Origin of the sequence: Nocardia sp. FBN12 (genome assembly GCF_050320175.1) — a bacterium.
In the GTDB taxonomy this organism is placed as follows: Bacteria; Actinomycetota; Actinomycetes; order Mycobacteriales; family Mycobacteriaceae; genus Nocardia.
Window position 1 is genome coordinate 4,891,367 of sequence record NZ_CP190048.1, and the last position, 17,685, is coordinate 4,909,051.

General features: G+C 67.6%; 15 protein-coding genes. 10 read left to right on the top strand and 5 right to left on the bottom strand.

Features of this window, described 5'->3' with window-relative positions; all coding sequences use genetic code 11:
- Nucleotides 1-130 precede the first annotated feature (130 nt).
- Nucleotides 131-1,087 carry an alpha/beta fold hydrolase gene (locus ACQHI0_RS23190; RefSeq protein WP_427903933.1) on the bottom strand — a complete coding sequence of 319 codons (957 nt, stop codon included), beginning with the start codon at nt 1,085-1,087 and terminating at the stop codon, nt 131-133.
- A 223-nt stretch (nt 1,088-1,310) separates the two neighbouring features.
- Between ACQHI0_RS23190 and ACQHI0_RS23195 the strand changes: the two genes are divergently transcribed.
- Together ACQHI0_RS23195 and ACQHI0_RS23200 are read left to right on the top strand one after the other, a co-directional pair.
- Nucleotides 1,311-2,294, top strand: a complete 984-nt coding sequence (locus ACQHI0_RS23195) for a type IV toxin-antitoxin system AbiEi family antitoxin (protein WP_427903934.1) — start codon at nt 1,311-1,313, stop codon at nt 2,292-2,294.
- A gap of 25 nt (nt 2,295-2,319) precedes the next feature.
- Nucleotides 2,320-3,108 (top strand): hypothetical protein, encoded by a 789-nt coding sequence (locus ACQHI0_RS23200; protein ID WP_427903935.1) that lies wholly within the window; start codon nt 2,320-2,322, stop codon nt 3,106-3,108.
- A 257-nt stretch (nt 3,109-3,365) separates the two neighbouring features.
- On the opposite strand, the gene ychF is transcribed toward ACQHI0_RS23200, so the two are convergent.
- Together ychF and ACQHI0_RS23210 are read right to left on the bottom strand one after the other, a co-directional pair.
- Complete coding sequence (ychF, locus tag ACQHI0_RS23205) at nt 3,366-4,445, bottom strand: redox-regulated ATPase YchF (protein ID WP_427903936.1); 1,080 nt, start codon at nt 4,443-4,445, stop codon at nt 3,366-3,368.
- A gap of 110 nt (nt 4,446-4,555) precedes the next feature.
- Nucleotides 4,556-5,473, bottom strand: coding sequence for a quinone oxidoreductase family protein (locus tag ACQHI0_RS23210; RefSeq protein WP_427903937.1), 918 nt, complete (start codon nt 5,471-5,473; stop codon nt 4,556-4,558).
- A gap of 268 nt (nt 5,474-5,741) precedes the next feature.
- On the opposite strand from ACQHI0_RS23210, the gene ACQHI0_RS23215 reads away from it, so the two are divergent.
- The 4 genes from ACQHI0_RS23215 (at nt 5,742) to ACQHI0_RS23230 (ending at nt 9,684) form a co-directional block, all read left to right on the top strand.
- The gene (locus ACQHI0_RS23215; RefSeq protein WP_427903938.1) at nt 5,742-6,584 is read left to right on the top strand and encodes a helix-turn-helix domain-containing protein; all 843 of its coding nucleotides are present in this window, start codon (nt 5,742-5,744) and stop codon (nt 6,582-6,584) included.
- Between the two features lie 4 nt (nt 6,585-6,588).
- Entirely contained in the window at nt 6,589-6,999 is a 411-nt protein-coding gene (locus ACQHI0_RS23220) for a VOC family protein (protein WP_427903939.1), read from the top strand.
- A gap of 122 nt (nt 7,000-7,121) precedes the next feature.
- Nucleotides 7,122-9,374, top strand: coding sequence for a carbon starvation CstA family protein (locus ACQHI0_RS23225; RefSeq protein ID WP_427903940.1), 2,253 nt, complete (start codon nt 7,122-7,124; stop codon nt 9,372-9,374).
- A 1-nt stretch (nt 9,375) separates the two neighbouring features.
- Nucleotides 9,376-9,684, top strand: coding sequence for a YbdD/YjiX family protein (locus ACQHI0_RS23230; protein WP_427903941.1), 309 nt, complete (start codon nt 9,376-9,378; stop codon nt 9,682-9,684).
- Nucleotides 9,685-9,686: 2 nt separating this feature from the next.
- Here the strand turns inward: ACQHI0_RS23230 and ACQHI0_RS23235 are convergent, their stop codons facing one another.
- Nucleotides 9,687-10,499: a helix-turn-helix transcriptional regulator gene (locus ACQHI0_RS23235; RefSeq protein ID WP_427903942.1), complete on the bottom strand. Its 813-nt coding sequence runs from the start codon at nt 10,497-10,499 to the stop codon at nt 9,687-9,689.
- 78 nt (nt 10,500-10,577) lie between these two features.
- On the opposite strand from ACQHI0_RS23235, the gene ACQHI0_RS23240 reads away from it, so the two are divergent.
- The 4 genes from ACQHI0_RS23240 (at nt 10,578) to ACQHI0_RS23255 (ending at nt 14,118) form a co-directional block, all read left to right on the top strand.
- A complete protein-coding gene (locus ACQHI0_RS23240) occupies nt 10,578-11,201 on the top strand; it encodes a hypothetical protein (RefSeq protein WP_427903943.1) in 624 nt (207 codons plus the stop codon).
- Nucleotides 11,202-11,328: 127 nt separating this feature from the next.
- Nucleotides 11,329-12,825: an AlkA N-terminal domain-containing protein gene (locus ACQHI0_RS23245; protein WP_427903944.1), complete on the top strand. Its 1,497-nt coding sequence runs from the start codon at nt 11,329-11,331 to the stop codon at nt 12,823-12,825.
- Nucleotides 12,818-13,330, top strand: a complete 513-nt coding sequence (locus ACQHI0_RS23250) for a methylated-DNA--[protein]-cysteine S-methyltransferase (protein ID WP_427903945.1) — start codon at nt 12,818-12,820, stop codon at nt 13,328-13,330. The genes ACQHI0_RS23245 and ACQHI0_RS23250 overlap by 8 nt, the downstream gene beginning before the upstream one ends.
- Nucleotides 13,331-13,482: 152 nt before the next feature.
- The gene (locus ACQHI0_RS23255; RefSeq protein ID WP_427903946.1) at nt 13,483-14,118 is read left to right on the top strand and encodes a YczE/YyaS/YitT family protein; all 636 of its coding nucleotides are present in this window, start codon (nt 13,483-13,485) and stop codon (nt 14,116-14,118) included.
- A 51-nt stretch (nt 14,119-14,169) separates the two neighbouring features.
- Here ACQHI0_RS23255 and ACQHI0_RS23260 read toward each other — a convergent pair whose 3' ends face one another.
- Nucleotides 14,170-17,610, bottom strand: a complete 3,441-nt coding sequence (locus ACQHI0_RS23260) for an AAA family ATPase (RefSeq protein WP_427903947.1) — start codon at nt 17,608-17,610, stop codon at nt 14,170-14,172.
- Nucleotides 17,611-17,685: the final 75 nt, after the last annotated feature.

Here is a 17,685-nt window from a genome sequence, read left to right on the forward strand (position 1 = left end):
GCGTCCGCGATCCGCTTGGCGGCTTCAGCCGGCGTGAGGTCGGTGGTGTCGACAACCTCGGCCTCGCTGTGCAGCCAGGTGCGAGCGGCCTCCGCATAGGGCTCGAGGTACTGGAGCAGGCGCTGGTTGCTCAGGCGACGAGTGCCAGCTGGGCGCGCACGGGACGGTCGGTCTGAACTGCGCGGGCGACCAGGCGGGTGATGGCCGCGGCGACCTGGGTGGGCTGTTCGAGGATGACCGAATGGCCCGCGCCGTCGATCTGGACGAGGTCGGCGTAGTCGACGGCGGTGGCCATGGCGACGGAATGCGACGGGGGTGTCATCAGGTCGGCGGAGCCGCACAGGATCAGGGTGGGGATGGTCGAGAGGGTGGCCAGGGCGGCGGTGCGGTCGAAGGTTTTGAAGGCGCTCAGGAAGGTGGCCATGGTGACGATCGAGGTCGCGTTGTGCATCGCCTCGGCCAGCGCCAGCACGCGCGCGCTGACCTTTCGATCGCCGAACTCGGCGGCGCGCACAACCGGGGCGAAGACCTTGCAGGCCAGCACCTTCACCTGCTGCATCAGGCGCGGTGCCCGCCGCACCGCGGCCTGGAAAACAGGGACGATCGGGTTGTGCAGCAGTCGGCCGAAACCCGCGTCGGCGAGCCCGCTCGCGGCGGTGGCGACGAGGCCGACGCCCACGATGCGCGTCCCGACCTCGTGCCGATACTGGTCGACGTAGGTCAGCACGGTCATCCCACCCATCGAATGCCCGACCAGCACGACCGGCCCGGTCGGCGCGACCACGTCGAGCACCTCGTGCAGATCATGACCGAGCTGCTCGATGTTGTAGGTCTGCCTCGATGCCGCGGCGGAGTCACCGTGCCCGCGATGGTCGTAGCAGATCACCTTCGCACCGGAATGCTCGCGCAACAGCGCGTCCCGCACATCCGTCCACGACTCGGTCCGCAGGCAATGCCCATGAATGAGAACAACCGTCAGGTCCGCGTTTCGCCGGCCGTACTCCCGAACCGCGAGCTCCACCCCATCACCGGTCGACACCGAAACACGACGCTCGGCCGAGCGGGCGATTGTGCTGATGTTCGACATCGGAACCTCCGGTTCGCGTGCGGTGACAACACCAACTCTCCGCCGAACCGCCCCCCACCATCAGGGCCCCGAGTACTGAGCCCGCACCCCCGAGGGTGCCCAGAACACCACCTAGGTGTCACTTACCGCTGGACTGAGAGGTCAGAGGAAGCGGCTCGGAATTCCTTGGGTTTACAGCGATGCGTTGTTCAATATTTCATGTTGTTCAGTTAAAATGAACAACATGTCGGACCGAACGCGGCTTGATGACATCGAACAATCGCTGGCACGGAGACTTGCGGAGTACTCGATCGACCTCTCCGTGCGGCGCTGGACGTCAGAGCAGACTGCGATTGTCGACGTGCGCCGACAGGGCTTCGAGACGACCTATCGGATGGCTTGGTTACCGCGCGCAACCCTGTCCGAGCTGGCACGAATCGACCAGCAAGATCACATGCATCGCCTGCTGGTGACCGGACCACGGGTCACCGGTCGCACCGCTGACGCTCTGGTTGCCGCGGACATCGATTACATCGACTACGCGGGCAATATCCACCTGAACTTCGGACCAGTCCTCGTCGATATCCGCGGGCGCTCTGGTCCCGCCACGGCATCGAGCCCACTGGCCGCGGAGGCAAACCTGTTCAGCGGCCGACGGATGCAGGTCCTCTTCGTGCTGCTCACCTGGTCGAACATGGCGGAGATGCCGGTCCGGCGAATCGCTGAAGCTGCCGGAACATCGGTAGGGATCACGCAGTCGACGCTCGAGATCATGAAAGAAGCCGACTATCTGATCGGCAGATCGCTCCACCGCCGCGATGAACTGATCGATCTGTGGGCCGCCGCTTTCAGGGGCGCACTACTTCCGAAGATCCGGAACCTCTCCTTTCGCGGAAATATCGACCGCTGGAGTGCGCCCGCAGGATGCCTCGTGAGCGGGGAGTCTTCTGTCGAAATGATCAGGCAGCCACAGACACTCACAATTTATGCCGAGAACTTCGACCTCGCGGAGGCCGTCCGCAACCGCTGGCAGAAGTCGGATGATCCGAACATCGAGGTTCGCCAGAAATTCTGGAAAGCACCTGACTGGGCTCCTCCGTCCGATGAACACAGCCAATTCGTCAGGTCCGCGGCGCCCCCATTGTTGGTTTACGCGGATCTCCTGGCTTCGAAGGAGCCGCGGCAATCCGAAGTGGCAAAAAGCTTGAGGAAGGACCATCTTGTTTGACCTCAGCCGGATCGATCAGCGGTCAGTGGATCTGATCGATAGCGTGGTGGTCGCATTGATCTCGGGCGCCGAGACCAACGACGCGGCGATCATGATCATCGGTGCGCAGTGTCGCGACTTGCTGCACACCGGATTCGGCCGCATCGACCTACTTCGCTCCACCTACGACCTCGATGTAGCGATCGCCGTCGACGGTGACGCCGCCTACCGCCGCATCATCGCGGCGCACCCGAGGTCGGGAACCACTGACATCCGGTTTTCGATCGCGGGAATGGCGGTCGATGTGGTGCCGTTCGGCGACATCGAAGATCCTGTCGGGACGACCTCCCTAGCAGGCAGAAAAGAAGCCATTGATGTTTTCGGCTTCCGCGAGGTCTTCGCACATTCGATCGAATTGCGACTTCCGAGCGGTTACCAGGTACGGATTCCGACGCCAGCGGGCTACACCGCGCTGAAGCTGAAGGCATGGTGCGATCGATCCGCCAACGGCGAATACAAGGACGCCGAGGACATCGCGACGATTTGTGCCTGGTACCAGGGAGACGCCGATATCACGGCTTCACTCTACGAAATTCGCACCGATCTGCTGATCAGAGCCGAACTGGATGTCGATCTCGCATCACTGCATTTCCTCGGCGAGGAGGTCGCAGACCTTCTCGGCCCCGTGCGACTAGCTGAGCTCTCAGCAGCATGGGACCGAACGGATCGAGACCTACTCGCCCATCACTTCGCACGGCATCAGTCAAGGACACATCCCGACCGCGCCGCGGCGCACAGGGCAGTGCGGGCGCTGAACAACCTACTCGCAAGATGACAGCACCATCCATGCCGAGAACGTCGCTTCTCGCAGTCGCTTCGCCCCGTCGGCAAACGTGAAGTGATGTGCCGCTTCGGCGCTCGGTAATCAAACGCTAATGCCCGCGCGGACCGGTGCCGAAAGACGGTGTGCCGCGAGTCAGCTGCACAGGGCTGCGCGAATCCCACCCCTATGCAGCAGACACAGATGACTCCCGCGAACTAGCTTTTCTCGGGGCGACACAGCACGCTCGGGCTCGATCGAGCTAACTCGCGCTAGACGTTGAAGCGGAACTCTACTACGTCGCCGTCGACCATGATGTAGTCCTTGCCTTCCATGCGGACCTTGCCCGCGGCCTTGGCAGCTGCCATGGAACCGGCATCGACCAAGTCGTTGAAGGCGACGATCTCGGCCTTGATGAAGCCGCGTTCGAAGTCGGTGTGGATGACGCCTGCGGCCTTGGGGGCGGTGTCGCCCTGGTGGATGGTCCAGGCTCGGGATTCCTTGGGGCCTGCGGTGAGGTAGGTCTGCAGGCCGAGGGTGTGGAAGCCGGCGCGGGCGAGGGCGTGCAGGCCGGGTTCGGTTTGGCCGATGGATTCCAGGAGTTCCAGGGCGGATTCGTCGTCGAGTTCGAGGAGTTCGGCTTCGACCTTGGCGTCGAGGAAGACGGCGTCGGCGGGGGCGACGGAAGCCTTCAGCTCGGCGATCTTCGCCTCGTCGGTGAGAACGGACTCATCGGCGTTGAAGACGTAGAGGAACGGCTTGATGGTGAGCAGGGAGAGCTCACGCAGCAGGTCGGCGTCGATCTTCTTGCCCGCGGCGAACAGCGTGGTGCCCTCGTTGAGGAACCCCTCGGCGACCTTGGCCGCGTCGAGCAGGGGCTTGCGATCCTTCTTGACCCGGGCTTCCTTCTCGAGGCGCGGGATGGCCTTCTCGAGGGTCTGCAGGTCGGCGAGGATGAGCTCGGTTTCGATGACCTCGATGTCGGCGGCGGCGTCGACCCGGCCGTCGACGTGGATCACGTCGTCGTCGGCGAACACGCGCACGACCTGGCAGATCGCGTCGGCCTCACGGATGTTGGCGAGGAACTTGTTGCCGAGGCCCGCGCCTTCGGAGGCGCCCTTCACGATGCCGGCGATGTCGACGAACGACACCACGGCGGGCACGATCTTCTCGGAACCGAAGATCTCGGCGAGCTTGTTCAGGCGCGGGTCGGGCAGCGGGACCACGCCGACGTTGGGCTCGATGGTCGCGAACGGGTAGTTCGCGGCCAGCACGTCGTTCTTGGTCAGCGCGTTGAACAGCGTCGACTTTCCGACATTGGGCAGGCCGACGATTCCGAGGGTGAGGCTCACTGTGTTTATCTTGCCGCACCTGCGGCGCGGCGGGTTCGCGGCCCCCTTGTGGCCAGCTGGTCAGGCGCCTGACCAGCTGGCCGAGCCGCGAACGGCACGGTGGGCGTTGATCAGGGAACGAGGACGACCTTGCCCAGGTTGGCGCGCTGCTCGATGACAGCGTGCGCGGCGGCGGCATCGTCGAGGGCGAACTCGGCGTGCACGACCGGGTGCAGCAGACCGGAGGCGTAGTACTGCCAGACCTCTTGGCGCAGGTCCTCGTAGCGAGCCGGGTCGCGCTGAGCGAGACGCCCGATCCGGAAACCGGTGAGGGTTTTACCGCCCGCGAGGAGGTCTTCGGTGTCGATGAGGCCGCCGCCGGTGCCGTAGGTGACCGCGCGGCCACCCTCGGCGAGACCGGCGAGTGTGCCGCCGAGACCGGTGCCGCCGACGCCGTCGAGGGCGTAATCGGCCTGCTTGCCGCAGTGCAGCTGGTCGTAGGTGAACACCTCGTCGGCGCCGAGTTCGCGCACGAAGTCGACCTTCGACTCGTCGGACACCGCGCCGACCACCCAGCTCGCGCCGCGCACGCGGGCCAGCTGCACCGCGAGGTGGCCGACACCACCCGCGGCGGCTGTGACCAGGGCGGTTTCGCCGTCGCGCGGTGCGGCGGTGTCGAGGGCGCCGAGGGCGACGAGACCGCTGCGCATCAACGCGACGGCGTCGACCGCCGAAGCGCCGTCCGGGATCGCCGAGACCTGGTCGATCGCGAGGACGACGTACTCGGCGTAGGCGTCAGCGGTACACAGCCCGACGACGCGATACCCGGCGCTGTAGCCGTCGATCCCGTCACCGACCGCGACGACCTCACCGGCCACCTCGGCGCGCACCTGCTCGGCCTCGCCGCTGATCCGCCGAATCGCCGACAGGGTCACCCCGATCGCCTCGACCCGCACCAGCAGCTCACCGGCACCGGGCACCGGCACCTCGGCCGCGACGACTTCGAGCATCTCCGAACCACCGCTGCGTTCGTATCGAACCCGCCGCATGACACCTCCTACAGAATTGAGCGAAGGCGCAAGATTAACCGGCTGACCTCGCGTTTTCACAGACCGTGCGCCCGCGAGTGCGAAATCTCACCGCCGCCCCCGCGTTGCGGAGAGCACCTTCGGATGCTGGGTACCCCACCTCGGAGGCTGGGACGCGTGGGCAATGCCACACCGCGGCCGGTTTCCCGCGGGCTTGCCGCGAGTGCGCCCGAGACGGGCAGACGTCTGACCTGGTCGCCACCGGTGTTCTCGGCGTAGCGTGGCGAACATGGAGGCGACCACCGAGGTGGTGACAGCGGCCCCCGCCCCGGTGCTGGCAGCGTTCATCGACCGGTACGTGGGCTATCGGCTCGTGGGTTTCGAGCCGGGCCTGCACCGCGGCCTGCCCTCCCGGCACATGACGTTCATCGTCGCCGTCGGCCCGACCATCGATGTCATCGAGCAGACCGATCCACACCAAGCCCCCGGCAGTTACCGCTGTGTGTTGAGCGGACTGCAGGCGAGCCCAGCGATGATCGCGCACACCGGTTTCCAGGAGGGCGTGGCGATCGAGCTGACCCCGCTGGGTTGCCGGGTGCTGTTCGGGATGCCCGCGAGCGAACTGTGGGACACCTCGATCGAATGTTCCCAAGCGCAAAGGATTCTGGGCGATCAACTCGCCGATGCTGTGCAATCGCACCAGGATTGGCCGAGCCGGTTCGCCGCGTGCGATCGCGCCCTGACCGCGGCGGCGCGAACCGACACTCTCGCGGGGCCCGAACTGTCGATGGCCTGGCGCGCGCTCGTCAAAACCGGCGGCACCTGCCCGATCAACCCGCTCGCCGATCGAATCGGCTGGACCCGCCAGCACCTGACCCGCAAGTTCACCGCCGAATTCGGCGCGAGCCCGAAACTGGCCGCGCGGATCATCCGGTTCGAGCGCGCCAGGCGCATGCTCGCCGGCACGCCGTCCTATATCTCCATCGCCCAGATCGCGACCACCTGCGGCTACTACGACCAGGCCCATATGAACCGCGACTTCGCCGAGCTGGCAGGCGTGGCCCCCACGGTGTGGCTCGCCGAGGAGATTCCATCCGTCCAAGACCCGAGCGCCGCCGAAGCGCGAGGCTGAACACATGGCTACTTCAACGAACACCACAACCACCATTTGGCCCTGCCTCGCCTTCGACGACGCCCGCGCCATGGTCGATTTCCTCACCACCGCCTTCGGTTTCGAAGCCACCGCGGTCTACGCACGAGACAACGACGCCTCGATCGTCGAGCACGGCGAACTGCGCTGGCCCGCGGGCGGCGGCATCATGTTCGGTTCCACCGGCCGCAACGACACCCCGTTCGGCACCCGCCCACCCGGCGTCGCGAACCTCTACCTGGTCACCGACGACCCCGACGCCCTCTACACCCGCGCCGAGGCCGCGGGCGCGACCATCATCCGCGAACTCCGCGACGAGGACTACGGCTCCCGCGGCTTCAGCGCCGCCGACCCGGAAGGCAACCTCTGGAGCTTCGGCACCTACCGCGGCGAATGACCAGCTGAACAAAATTTCATTCTGCGCACGATCGTGTGCGAATCTCTCCGACGCAGTTCCGGGATCGGCTACGTTGTCGATGCTTCACCCGAGGCTCTGCGCGTTATACAGGAGAGTTGTCAATGGCGACCATCGAATATCTGCGGACCGATCCGGATTTGCCTCCGGTCGGTGTCGTCGATCGCACCCCGATCACGCCCGCGAAGAAGGCTGTGTTCGCGGGGATCGCGGTGCTCGGCGCCATCGCGTGGACGATCATCGCGTTCGTGCGCGGCGAGTCCGTGAACGCGGTATGGATCGTGATCGCGGCGGTCTGTACCTACATCATCGCCTACCGCTTCTACGCGCGGTTCATCGAATGGAAGATCACCAAGCCGCGTGACGACGTGGCCACGCCCGCCGAGATCTACGACAACGGCAAAGACTTCATGCCGATGGACCGGCGGGTGCTCTACGGGCATCACTTCGCCGCCATCGCGGGTGCCGGTCCGCTGGTCGGTCCGGTGCTGGCCGCGCAGATGGGTTATCTGCCCGGCACCATCTGGATCATCGTCGGCGTGGTGTTCGCCGGCGCGGTGCAGGACTACCTGGTGCTGTGGGCCTCGACCCGTCGACGTGGCCGCAGCCTCGGCCAGATGGCGCGCGACGAACTCGGCACTGTCGGTGGTGTCGCGGCGATCGTGGCGATTCTGGTGATCATGACGATCCTGCTCGCGGTGCTGGCGTTGGTCGTGGTGAACGCACTCGGCGAGAGCCCGTGGGGCGTGTTCTCCATCGCGATGACCGTCCCGATCGCGCTGTTCATGGGTGTTTACCTGCGGTATCTGCGACCGGGTGCGGTCGGCGAGGTGTCCGCGATCGGCATCGTGCTGTTGCTCGCCGCGATCATCGGCGGCGGCTGGGTATCCGAAACCGAGTGGGGCGCGGACTGGTTCACACTCTCGCGCACCACCATTGCCTGGGCCCTGATCGTCTACGGCTTCATCGCCTCGGTGCTGCCGGTGTGGCTGCTGCTCGCCCCGCGCGACTACCTGTCGACGTTCATGAAGGTCGGCACGATCGTGCTGCTGGCCGTCGGCATCCTGATCACGATGCCCGTGCTGAAGGCGCCCGCTGTCTCCGAGTTCGCGCACACCGGTGCCGGACCCGCGTTCGCAGGCAGTCTGTTCCCGTTCCTCTTCATCACCATCGCCTGCGGTGCGCTCTCGGGTTTCCACGCGCTCGTCTCCTCGGGTACCACGCCGAAACTGCTGGCCAAGGAATCCAATGCCAGGATGATCGGCTACGGCGGCATGCTGATGGAGTCGTTCGTCGCGGTCATGGCGATCATCACCGCCTCGATCATCGACCAGCACCTGTACTTCGGCATGAACGCCTCGGCCGGACTCACCGGTGGCACGGCCGAAGGTGCCGCCAAGTTCACGAATTCGCTCGGCCTGTCCGGCCCGCCCGCGACGCCGGAATTGTTCTCCGACGCGGCCGCCGATGTGGGCGAGAATTCGGTCGTCTCGCGCACCGGTGGCGCCCCGACCCTGGCCGTCGGCATCTCCGAGGTCTTCTCCCAATTCCTCGGCGGCTCGACGATGAAGGCGTTCTGGTACCACTTCGCGATCATGTTCGAAGCGCTGTTCATCCTCACCACCATCGACGCGGGCACTCGGGTGGCGCGCTTCCTGGTCTCGGACGCGCTCGGCAACTTCGGTGGTGGGTTCAAGAAGTTCCGTGATCCGTCGTGGCGGATCGGTGCCTGGCTGTGCTCGCTGATCGTGGTCGCGGGCTGGGGCGGGGTGCTGCTGATGGGCGTCAACGATCCGTTCGGTGGCATCAACGCGCTGTATCCGCTATTCGGCATCGCCAACCAGCTACTCGCCGCGATCGCGCTGATCGTGGTACTCACGATCATCGTCAAGCGCGGGCAGTGGAAGTGGGCGTGGATTCCCGGCATCCCACTGGCCTGGGATCTGGTGGTCACGATGACCGCGTCCTGGCAGAAGATCTTCTCCGACGATCCCAAGCTCGGTTACTGGAAGCAGCACAGCCTGTGCCAGGCCGCCAAGGACGCGGGTAAGGCCTGCCTGACGGCCAAGACGCCCGAGCAGGTCGACATCGCGATCCGCAACACCTTCATCCAGGGCACGCTGTCGATCGTGTTCGCCGTGCTGGTGCTGATCGTCACCGTCGTCGGTGTGCTGGTGTGCGTGAAGGCGATCCGGACGGGCACGGTGACCAGCACCGAATCCGAGGAGCAGCCGTCGAAGATCTTCGCCCCCAGTGGTTTTGTCGCCACCGCCGCGGAGAAGGACGTGCAGAAGGAATGGGACGTGCTGATCGCCGAGGGCAAGGTGAGCGCGCCCGGATCGGCGCACGTTTCCTGATATGACCGGTGTGAATATCACCCGCGGTGCGGACGGCCGGTTCATCGAACCGACCGTCCGCACCGCTGCGGCCGGCCCGCTCGACAGCACCACCGCGGTCGCCGGGCCGCGAGCGATCCTCCAGCGAGTCTGGGCCGCCGCGCGTGGAATCGCGCGCTGGTACAGCGCGATCAACGGCGGCCAGGACTACCAGCGCTACGTCGACCACCTGCGCCGCACCCATCCGGGGGCGCCGGTACCGTCGGTGCGCGACTACTGGCGCGAGCGCTATGCCGAGGCCGAACGCAATCCCACCAACCGCTGCTGCTGACCTCAACCGTTGCCACCGACGAGCACACCGGACGAGGCCGACATCGCGGCCAGTACCCGTCGGGTGTTGTCGTCGGCGGGGAAGAACATCTCGACGGCGATCTCGTCCAGCGTCACATCGCGCGGCGAGCCGAAGACCGTGACGGCGTAGAGCAGCGACAGCGGACCCGCCTCGGTGTCGAGCAGCATCGGCGTGCACACGTCGGCGTCGAGGCGACCGGCGATTTCACCGGAATCCGTTGCGACCGGGTAGCTCTCGAGCTCGGCGAGCAGGTCGGCCAACGCCGGGTCCGCGATGCGGTCGAGCTGGCGGCGCACCCGGCGCAGCGTGTGCTCCCGCCACTGCCCGTGGTTGCGGATCTGTCCGGCGAGACCGTCCGGATGCAAGGTGGCGCGCAGCATGTTGGTGTGCGGCTCGCGCAGGTGCGCGGGGACTGCGGCCAGAAACCCGGTCATGGTGCGGTTGGCGGACAACAGATTCCAGCGTGCGTCGACCACCACCGCCGGATTCGGCTCATGGCCGGCGAGGACGGCCTCGACGGCGACCCTGACCCTGCCCAGATCGCGCAGGGGTCGTTCGGTGTGCACCGGCGCGTATCCCGCGCACAGGTGCAGATGATTGCGGGCCCGCAACGGCACCTCTAGTTCGTCACAGAGCCGCTCGATCATCTCCCGGCTCGGCACGGCCCGTCCGGTCTCGACGAAGCTGAGATGACGCGCCGAAAGACCGGCGGCCAAGGACAGCTCGAGCTGGGTGCGCCGCCGCCGCTGGCGCCACTGCCGCAGTAACGATCCCACCGTCGGCTGATCACCCATAGGCGCCACTCTAGGACGCCGTCGCCTTTACCTCCCGCGTAATCGACTGCCGACCCCGCGCGAAACCATCATGGACTCATGTTCCTCATCGAGATCGCCCACCCGGCAGGCACCTATACCGCCGACGACCACCACACCATCGCCACCGCCCTCGTCGCGACGATGACCAGCGCCGACGACGCACCGGAGGCGACCATGCGGCGCGCGCGGCGGATGACTCATGTCGCGTTCCGGGAATTGCGCGACTGGCACACCGGCGACGGCCCGATCGCGGGATCGGGCGCGCCACCGGTGATCGCCACCATCACCCTGCCCGAGGACTGGTGCGACGAATCGGGCGCCCACATGATGGGCACCGTCCGCGCCGCCATCGGCCGCGTCGACCGTGCCCGCGGCTGGACCCGCGACGTCGGCGATCTGTGGATCAATGTCGTCGGCATCGCCAACCGCCGGATCGGCATGAACGGCAAGGCCACCGACAGCGACGGCGTGATGGCCGAACTCACCGCGGAGTTCCAGGCCCTGCTCGCGTCCGGGGAATACACCGTCCCCGAGGGCAAACTTCTCGACCCGATCTGCGGCATGACGGTCACCGCGGGTAAGAGTGCGATCACGCTGGACCACGACGGCAAGACGATCGGATTCTGTGCCATCGGCTGCCGCGACACCTACGCCAGACGACACGATCTGTCGCTGAGCTGACGAAAGGCCAGCTCGCGCTCGGGTGACCGTCTCGCTCGAGACTGCGCCACCGGGGCACCGAGCAGGGCCCGCCGGGGTCGGGTAGATGGCCGATTTCCGCTAGCACCCCGACCGAGTGGGTGCCATTGTGGAACTCGTGACCATCAGTGCTTTGGACTTCGAGGGCTGCTACCGGGCGGTCTCCACCCGTGACTCCCGCTTCGACGGGCAGTTCTTCACCGCGGTGCGCACGACTGGCATCTACTGTCGGCCGTCGTGTCCGGCGATCACGCCCAAGCGGGTCAATGTGTCGTTCCTGCCCACCGCGGCGGCGGCCCAGCAGGCCGGTTATCGCGCCTGCCGTCGGTGCCTGCCCGATGCCGCGCCCGGCTCGCCGCTGTGGAATGTGCGGGCCGACCTGGCCGCGCGTGCCATGCGGTTGATCGGTGACGGGGTGATCGAGCGGGGTGGGGTGCCGGGATTGGCTGCCACCCTTGGCTATTCGCAACGTCAGCTCACGCGGGTGCTCACCACCGAACTCGGGGCGGGGCCGCTCGCGCTGGCCAGGGCGCATCGTGCGCACACCGCGCGGCTGCTCATCCAGACCACCGAGATGCCGATGTCGGACATCGCGTTCGCGGCGGGATTCGCCAGCATTCGGCAGTTCAACGACACGGTGCGCGAGGTGTTCGCGGTGAGTCCGACGACGATGCGGGCCGAGTTGCGCCGATCGCCGCGCGCCGATGTGGTCGCGCCGGGCACGCCCGGTCTGCTGACTTTGCGGCTGCCGTACCGCGAACCGCTCGATACCGGCTGGCTGAGCTGGTTCCTCTCGGCACACGCGGTGGCTGGGACGGAACTGTGGGACGACGACGTCTACACGCGCAGCCTGCGTACTCCGCACGGGCACGCGACTGTTCGGCTGTCGTTTCAGCCCGGCCATGTGCGGGCCGAGCTGGCATTGCGGGATATGCGCGATCTGGCGCCGACCGTGGCACGAGTGCGGCATCTGCTCGATCTGGATGCGGATCCGATGGGGATCGACGATGCGCTGGGGATCAGCGGCACCGACGGGTTCACGCCGGGAATCCGGGTGCCGGGGTGCCTGGAGGGCTCAGAATTGTTGCTGTGCACCATGATCGGGCAACAGATCTCGGTGCGGGCGGCCGGCACGCATCTCGCGCGGCTGGTGGACGCGCTGGGTGAGCGGATCGAAGGGCCGGTGCCGCGGCTGTTCCCGACGGCCGCGGCCATCGCCGAGCACGGTGCCGAAGTGTTGACCGGCCCGGCGCGCAGGGTGGCCGCCATCGTGTCCGCGGCACGCGCGATCGCCGACGGCGAACTGGTCCTGCATTCCGGCCGCACCGCCGATGACCTGCGGCGCGACCTGCTCGCGCTCGACGGCGTCGGGCCCTGGACCGCCGATTACGTCACCATGCGATCCCTGGCCGATCCCGACATTCTGCTCGACACCGACCTGGTGGTCCGGCAGGGCGCCGCACGGGCCGGAATCGACCTCGCCAACACCACCCGCTGGGCGCCGTGGCGCTCCTATCTGTCCATGCACTTGTGGAAGACCGCGCTCGAACATCGTGGCGCGCTTGTCCGTGAACCCGCTCTCCAGGAAGCGAAAACCCATGACTGACACTGCTCTTCGTCTCGCCGATGTCGCGACCGTCAGCACGCCGATCGGCCCGTTCACCACCATCGTCGATGCCGACGGCGCCGTACTCGCCTCGGGCTGGACCGGCGACCCGACCACGCTGACCGGCCTCGTCCACAGCACATTGCGCCCGGCCGAACTGCGGCAACGGGATTCGCTCGGTGCGGTGACCAAGGCGGTCATCGACTATCACGCAGGTGATCTCACCGCGATCGACGCGATTCCGGTGCGGCAGCAGTCCGGCGAATTCCTGGTCCACGCCTGGGAAGTCCTGCGCAAGGTACCGGCCGGCGAACCGGTGACCTATACGGAGTTCGCCGGACTCTCCGGGCGTCCGGCGGCCACCAGGGCCGCGGCCAACGCCTGCGCTCGCAACTCCGCGGCGCTGTTCGTGCCGTGTCATCGCGTGCTGCGGATCGGCGGAGCGCTCGGCGGGTTCCGGTGGGGGCTGGAGGCCAAGGCCTGGTTGCTCGCGCACGAGAGCTGAGCATGCGCCGGGGCGGCGGCCATCGCCGCACGCCCCGGTTCAGCCCACTAGGTGGGTGCAGGGAGCGCCGCGTGACGATTCGGCGGAAGTCCAGTCCAGTGATCGTCGATTGGCTCTTTTTTTCAGGTCCAGTAGGCCGGATTCTGTTAGCTATGCTCACTCGTCGCCTGGTCGCGCTGTATGTCGGTTTGTGGTTGTACGGGACATCGATGGCAGTGATGATCCGGGCGGGGCTCGGGCTCGACCCGTGGGATGTGTTCCACCAGGGGGTCGCCGCGCATGTGCCGTTGAGTTTCGGCGTGGTGACCGCGCTGACCGGGATCGCCGTGCTGCTCGCCTGGATTCCGCTGCGGCAGCGGCCGGGGCTCGGGACCGTCAGCAATGTGGTGGTGATCGCGATCGCGGTCGACGCCGGATTGTGGCTGATCCCGGCGGTGGACGGGCTGTGGTTGCGGATTCTGGCCATGCTGGCCGCGGTGGTGGTGAACGCCGCGGCGACAGTGCTCTATATCGGCGCGGGCATGGGTCCGGGACCACGCGATGGACTGATGACTGGACTGGTCGCTCGCACCGGATGGCCGGTCTGGTCCGTTCGTACCGGTATCGAGGTGTCGGTGCTGGCCACCGGGTGGTTCCTCGGCGGCAGTGTGGGGATCGGCACGCTGGTCTACGCCTTCGGGATCGGACCGCTGGTCCAGCTGATGATCCCGCTCGTCGACGGCAAGCTCCCCGGGTTCGCGCCTACTCCTAGCCGTTCGCGGTCGGCACTCGACAAGGCGCCGGCGTAATCGCCGTCTTGTCATCGCGCGCGGCTGCCGTCGACGCCACGACGGCGTCGATTACGCGACGGTGGCTTCGAGGTGAGAGCCTGCGCGGCCGCGCAGGACGTGCAGGCGGGTGGGGATGCGTTGACGCATTTCATCGACGTGGCTGACGACGCCGACCACGCGGCCGTTCGCGCGGAGTTCGTCGAGCACGCCCATGACCGCGTCGAGGGTGTCGGCGTCGAGGCTGCCGAAACCTTCGTCGATGAACAGGGTGTCCAGGACCAGGCCGCCGGATTCGGCGGCGACCACGTCGGCGAGGCCGAGGGCCAAGGCCAGTGAGGCCATGAAGGTTTCGCCGCCGGAGAGGGTCTTCGCCGACCGGATGGCGCCGGTGTAGTCGTCGCGGACATCGAGCCCGAGGCCGCCGCGCCTGCCGCGCGGGCCCGCCTTGTCCGAGTGAACGAATTCATAACGGCCGCCCGACATTCGGCGCAGCCGCAGCGAGCCCGCGACGGCGACCTCTTCCAGCCGAGCCGCAAGGACATAGGAGCGCAACGACATTCGCCGGTTGTTCTCGCCACGGCCCGCGACTACTTCCGCCACGGCCGCCAACTCGTCGAAATCACGCTGTTTAGGCGCGATCCGCTCGACCTCGCCCCACAGCTGCGTGCCCAGCTGCTCGAGCTGGGCGACGCGCTCGGTGGCCGCCGACTGTGCCGCCACCGCCGCGGTGAGCGCGCCCTGCGCTTCGCTGAACCGGCGTTCCAGCGCGTTCAGGTCGCCCGGGGTCTGCTCGGCGACAGCGCGGATCTGTGGTTCGGCCAGCACCGCCTCGGCATGCGCACGGGCGCGGTCCGCGGCGGTGAGTTCGTGTTCGATCGTGGCCTGCTGCTGCGCGGTCCGCGCGACGGCGGTGACGACCTGCGCGTAGGCGGTGAGCTGTGCGATGTCGTCGCGGGGCGTTGCCGGCTCGATCTCGGAGACTTCGTCTGCCGGTTCCTCGTCGATCGGATCTTCCTCGAAAAGGTCGAACAGGCTCGGCATTTCGGGGTCGGCGCGCACGGCACGGGATTCACGTGCACTTCTGGCGTGCTCGGTCGGGCGTTTCGCGGCGCCATCCACCGTCTTTGCGAGGTCGGCTGCCCCGTCTGCGTCGGCCGGCGAAGCGTTGCCCGCTCCCGCGGCGACGTCAGTGGCGTTGGCTGCCATGGAACCATCCGCCATGGCCGTGTCGGCGTTGGGAGCGACATCCGCGGTCACCACGGCGTCGGCGGTATTCGGTTCGGCGACGACGGCGGCCCCGTACCCCTCGGGCACGAGACCTGCTGCGCGGGCGAGGTTTTCCACGCGATCGGCGATGGTTTGCACAGCGTTGCGGGCGGCGGATTCCTCGGTGCGAGCGGTGCGCAGGGTTGCGGCGACGGTGATGAGGGACTCGAGGCGGGCGGTGCGGGCGTCGACGGTGTCGTCGGCACCCGCGGCGGTGCGCAGGCGGGCGGTGAGTTCGTCGAGGCGGGTGCGGGTGGTGGCGATGTTGGCGGTGACGGTGCCGAGGCGGGCGTCGAGGTCGCGGGATCGGTCGTGGAGTGCGGTCTCCTCGGCGCGAAGGGCCTCGAGCCGGGTGGTCAGGGCGGGGGCGCGGTCGGCGGCTTCGGCGGTGTCGTCGAAGCGGTGGGTGGCGGTGCGGACCGCGTCGGCGAGGGTGACCGGATCGGCGTCGCCACCGCGCGCGATCAGCGCCTCGATCTCGCGCTCGATGGCGCCGATGCGTTCGGCGATGCGCTCCCGCGCGGCCTCGGCGACCTGTTCGGCCGCGTGTGCGCTGTCCTCGGCGGCTTTGGACACCGCGTCATCGGTGGGCCGCGCCGGTTCGGGATGGTCGGCCGAACCGCAGACCGTGCACGGCGCACCGTCGGTGAGCGCGCCCGCGAGCTCGGCGGCCATCCCCGCGAGGCGGCGTGCGCGCAGGTCGAGCACGCGCTCCCTGGCATCGAGATGGGCACGGCGAGCGGTATCGAGTTCGGCCTGCGCCTTGTCCAAAGCCGGCCGCTGCCGGGCTATTCCGACCGCCGCTGCCGCAGCGTCCTGCCACTTGGCCAGCTCGTTGCGCACTCCGGGCAGCGCGGCCGCCGCATCGGTCGCCTCGCGTAACTGTTCCTGCACCGAGGCGATCGCCGTCGGCAGTTCGAGGCGCCGCTTGCCCAGGTCGCCCGCGCGCTGGGTCAGCCGAGCGGCTTCGCTCTCGTGGGCGGCGAGATCGCCGGTGAGCTGACGCGCGGTCACCGCATCGGCGCGCACCTCACCGAGCACACCGAGCAGCGCGTTCCACTGACTGATGCCCGCATCGAGATCACCGCGGATATCGACAACGCCCGCGCCCGAACCGAGAACGCCGGCAGACGGGCCGATCGGGTCGTCCATCACAACGGTCAGCAGGTCTACGCCCGCGATGTCGGCGGCGGCAGGGGCTCTGAGCTGGTCTGCCAATGTGGTTGCGGCGCTTCGGGTTGCGGCTTCGGCGCGGCGCAAGGTGCGGACTGTCGAGCGGGCTTCGTCGATGGCTTGGACAACGGGTTCGGCGCGGCGGGCCTGGTCGAGTTCGTGTTGGAGTTCGGCGCGGCGGGGGGCCGAGGCGGCGTACGCGGCCAGCTCCGCGCGGGCCGCCGCCATCCGGGCGCGCAGCTCGGTGATGCGGCGTTGCGCTTCGGCTTCGGTGCGGGCCTCGCCCGATTCCTTGTGCCGCAGTTCGGCATTCGTGGTCGCCTCGGCGAGGGCAGTGCGTGCGGTGGCCAGCAGTTCCTGGGACCAGGTCACCGCGTCGAGGATCCCGATCGATTCCGCGCCGCCGTAACCCGCCGCCATGCCGACCTTGGTGATCAGGCGATCGATGCCCTGCCGACGCGTGGCCAGATCGGCTTCGGCCGCGCGGCGCCGATCCGACAACCATTTCTCGGCCGTGCCGAAACGCTGGGTGTCGAAGAGCTTTTCGAGCAGCTTCTCGCGGTCTTCGTTCTCGGCGCGCAGGAATCTGGCGAAATCGCCCTGCGGGAGCAGCACCACCTGGAAGAACTGGTCGGCGCTCATGCCGAGCAGGCGCATCACCTCGTCACCGATGTCGGTGAGCCGGGACAGGTTCTCGCCCGAGCCGTCGAGCCACTCGAGGGTGCCCTTGGCCTGAATCTCGCGGACCTTGGTGCTGTCGCGGCTGCTCGGCCGTTCGAACGCCGGGCTACGGGTGAGCCGCAGGCGCCGGCCACCGAGGGTGGCTTCGAGGGTGACCAGGGGCTGGGTCTGTACGTCGGCGTGGTCGGAGTGCAGGCGCTTGCTCTCCCCCCGCGCTCCCGGCACGCGCCCGTACAAGGCGAACGCGATGGCATCGAGGACGGTCGTCTTGCCCGCGCCCGTGTGCCCGTGCAGCAGGAACAGCCCGTCGGTACCGAGCGCGTCGAAATCGACGACGGTGGGCTCGGCGAACGGACCGAACGCCACCATCTCGAGCCGATGCAGCCTCATGCGCCACCGCCGATGTCGGCCCGGCGGCGGGCCTCGACGCCCGGTTCCCCGGACATGCGTGCGCGGACGGCACTC

Excerpts from the sequence above, each read along its gene's own strand:
- ACQHI0_RS23190 (WP_427903933.1), bottom strand. The coding sequence starts at position 1,087 with ATGTCGAACATCAGCACAATCGCCCGCTCGGCCGAGCGTCGTGTTTCG.
- ACQHI0_RS23195 (WP_427903934.1), top strand. The coding sequence starts at position 1,311 with ATGTCGGACCGAACGCGGCTTGATGACATCGAACAATCGCTGGCACGG.
- ACQHI0_RS23210 (WP_427903937.1), bottom strand. The coding sequence starts at position 5,473 with ATGCGGCGGGTTCGATACGAACGCAGCGGTGGTTCGGAGATGCTCGAA.
- ACQHI0_RS23215 (WP_427903938.1), top strand. The coding sequence starts at position 5,742 with ATGGAGGCGACCACCGAGGTGGTGACAGCGGCCCCCGCCCCGGTGCTG.
- ACQHI0_RS23220 (WP_427903939.1), top strand. The coding sequence starts at position 6,589 with ATGGCTACTTCAACGAACACCACAACCACCATTTGGCCCTGCCTCGCC.
- ACQHI0_RS23225 (WP_427903940.1), top strand. The coding sequence starts at position 7,122 with ATGGCGACCATCGAATATCTGCGGACCGATCCGGATTTGCCTCCGGTC.
- ACQHI0_RS23230 (WP_427903941.1), top strand. The coding sequence starts at position 9,376 with ATGACCGGTGTGAATATCACCCGCGGTGCGGACGGCCGGTTCATCGAA.
- ACQHI0_RS23235 (WP_427903942.1), bottom strand. The coding sequence starts at position 10,499 with ATGGGTGATCAGCCGACGGTGGGATCGTTACTGCGGCAGTGGCGCCAG.
- ACQHI0_RS23240 (WP_427903943.1), top strand. The coding sequence starts at position 10,578 with ATGTTCCTCATCGAGATCGCCCACCCGGCAGGCACCTATACCGCCGAC.
- ACQHI0_RS23250 (WP_427903945.1), top strand. The coding sequence starts at position 12,818 with ATGACTGACACTGCTCTTCGTCTCGCCGATGTCGCGACCGTCAGCACG.
- ACQHI0_RS23255 (WP_427903946.1), top strand. The coding sequence starts at position 13,483 with ATGCTCACTCGTCGCCTGGTCGCGCTGTATGTCGGTTTGTGGTTGTAC.
- ACQHI0_RS23260 (WP_427903947.1), bottom strand. The coding sequence starts at position 17,610 with ATGAGGCTGCATCGGCTCGAGATGGTGGCGTTCGGTCCGTTCGCCGAG.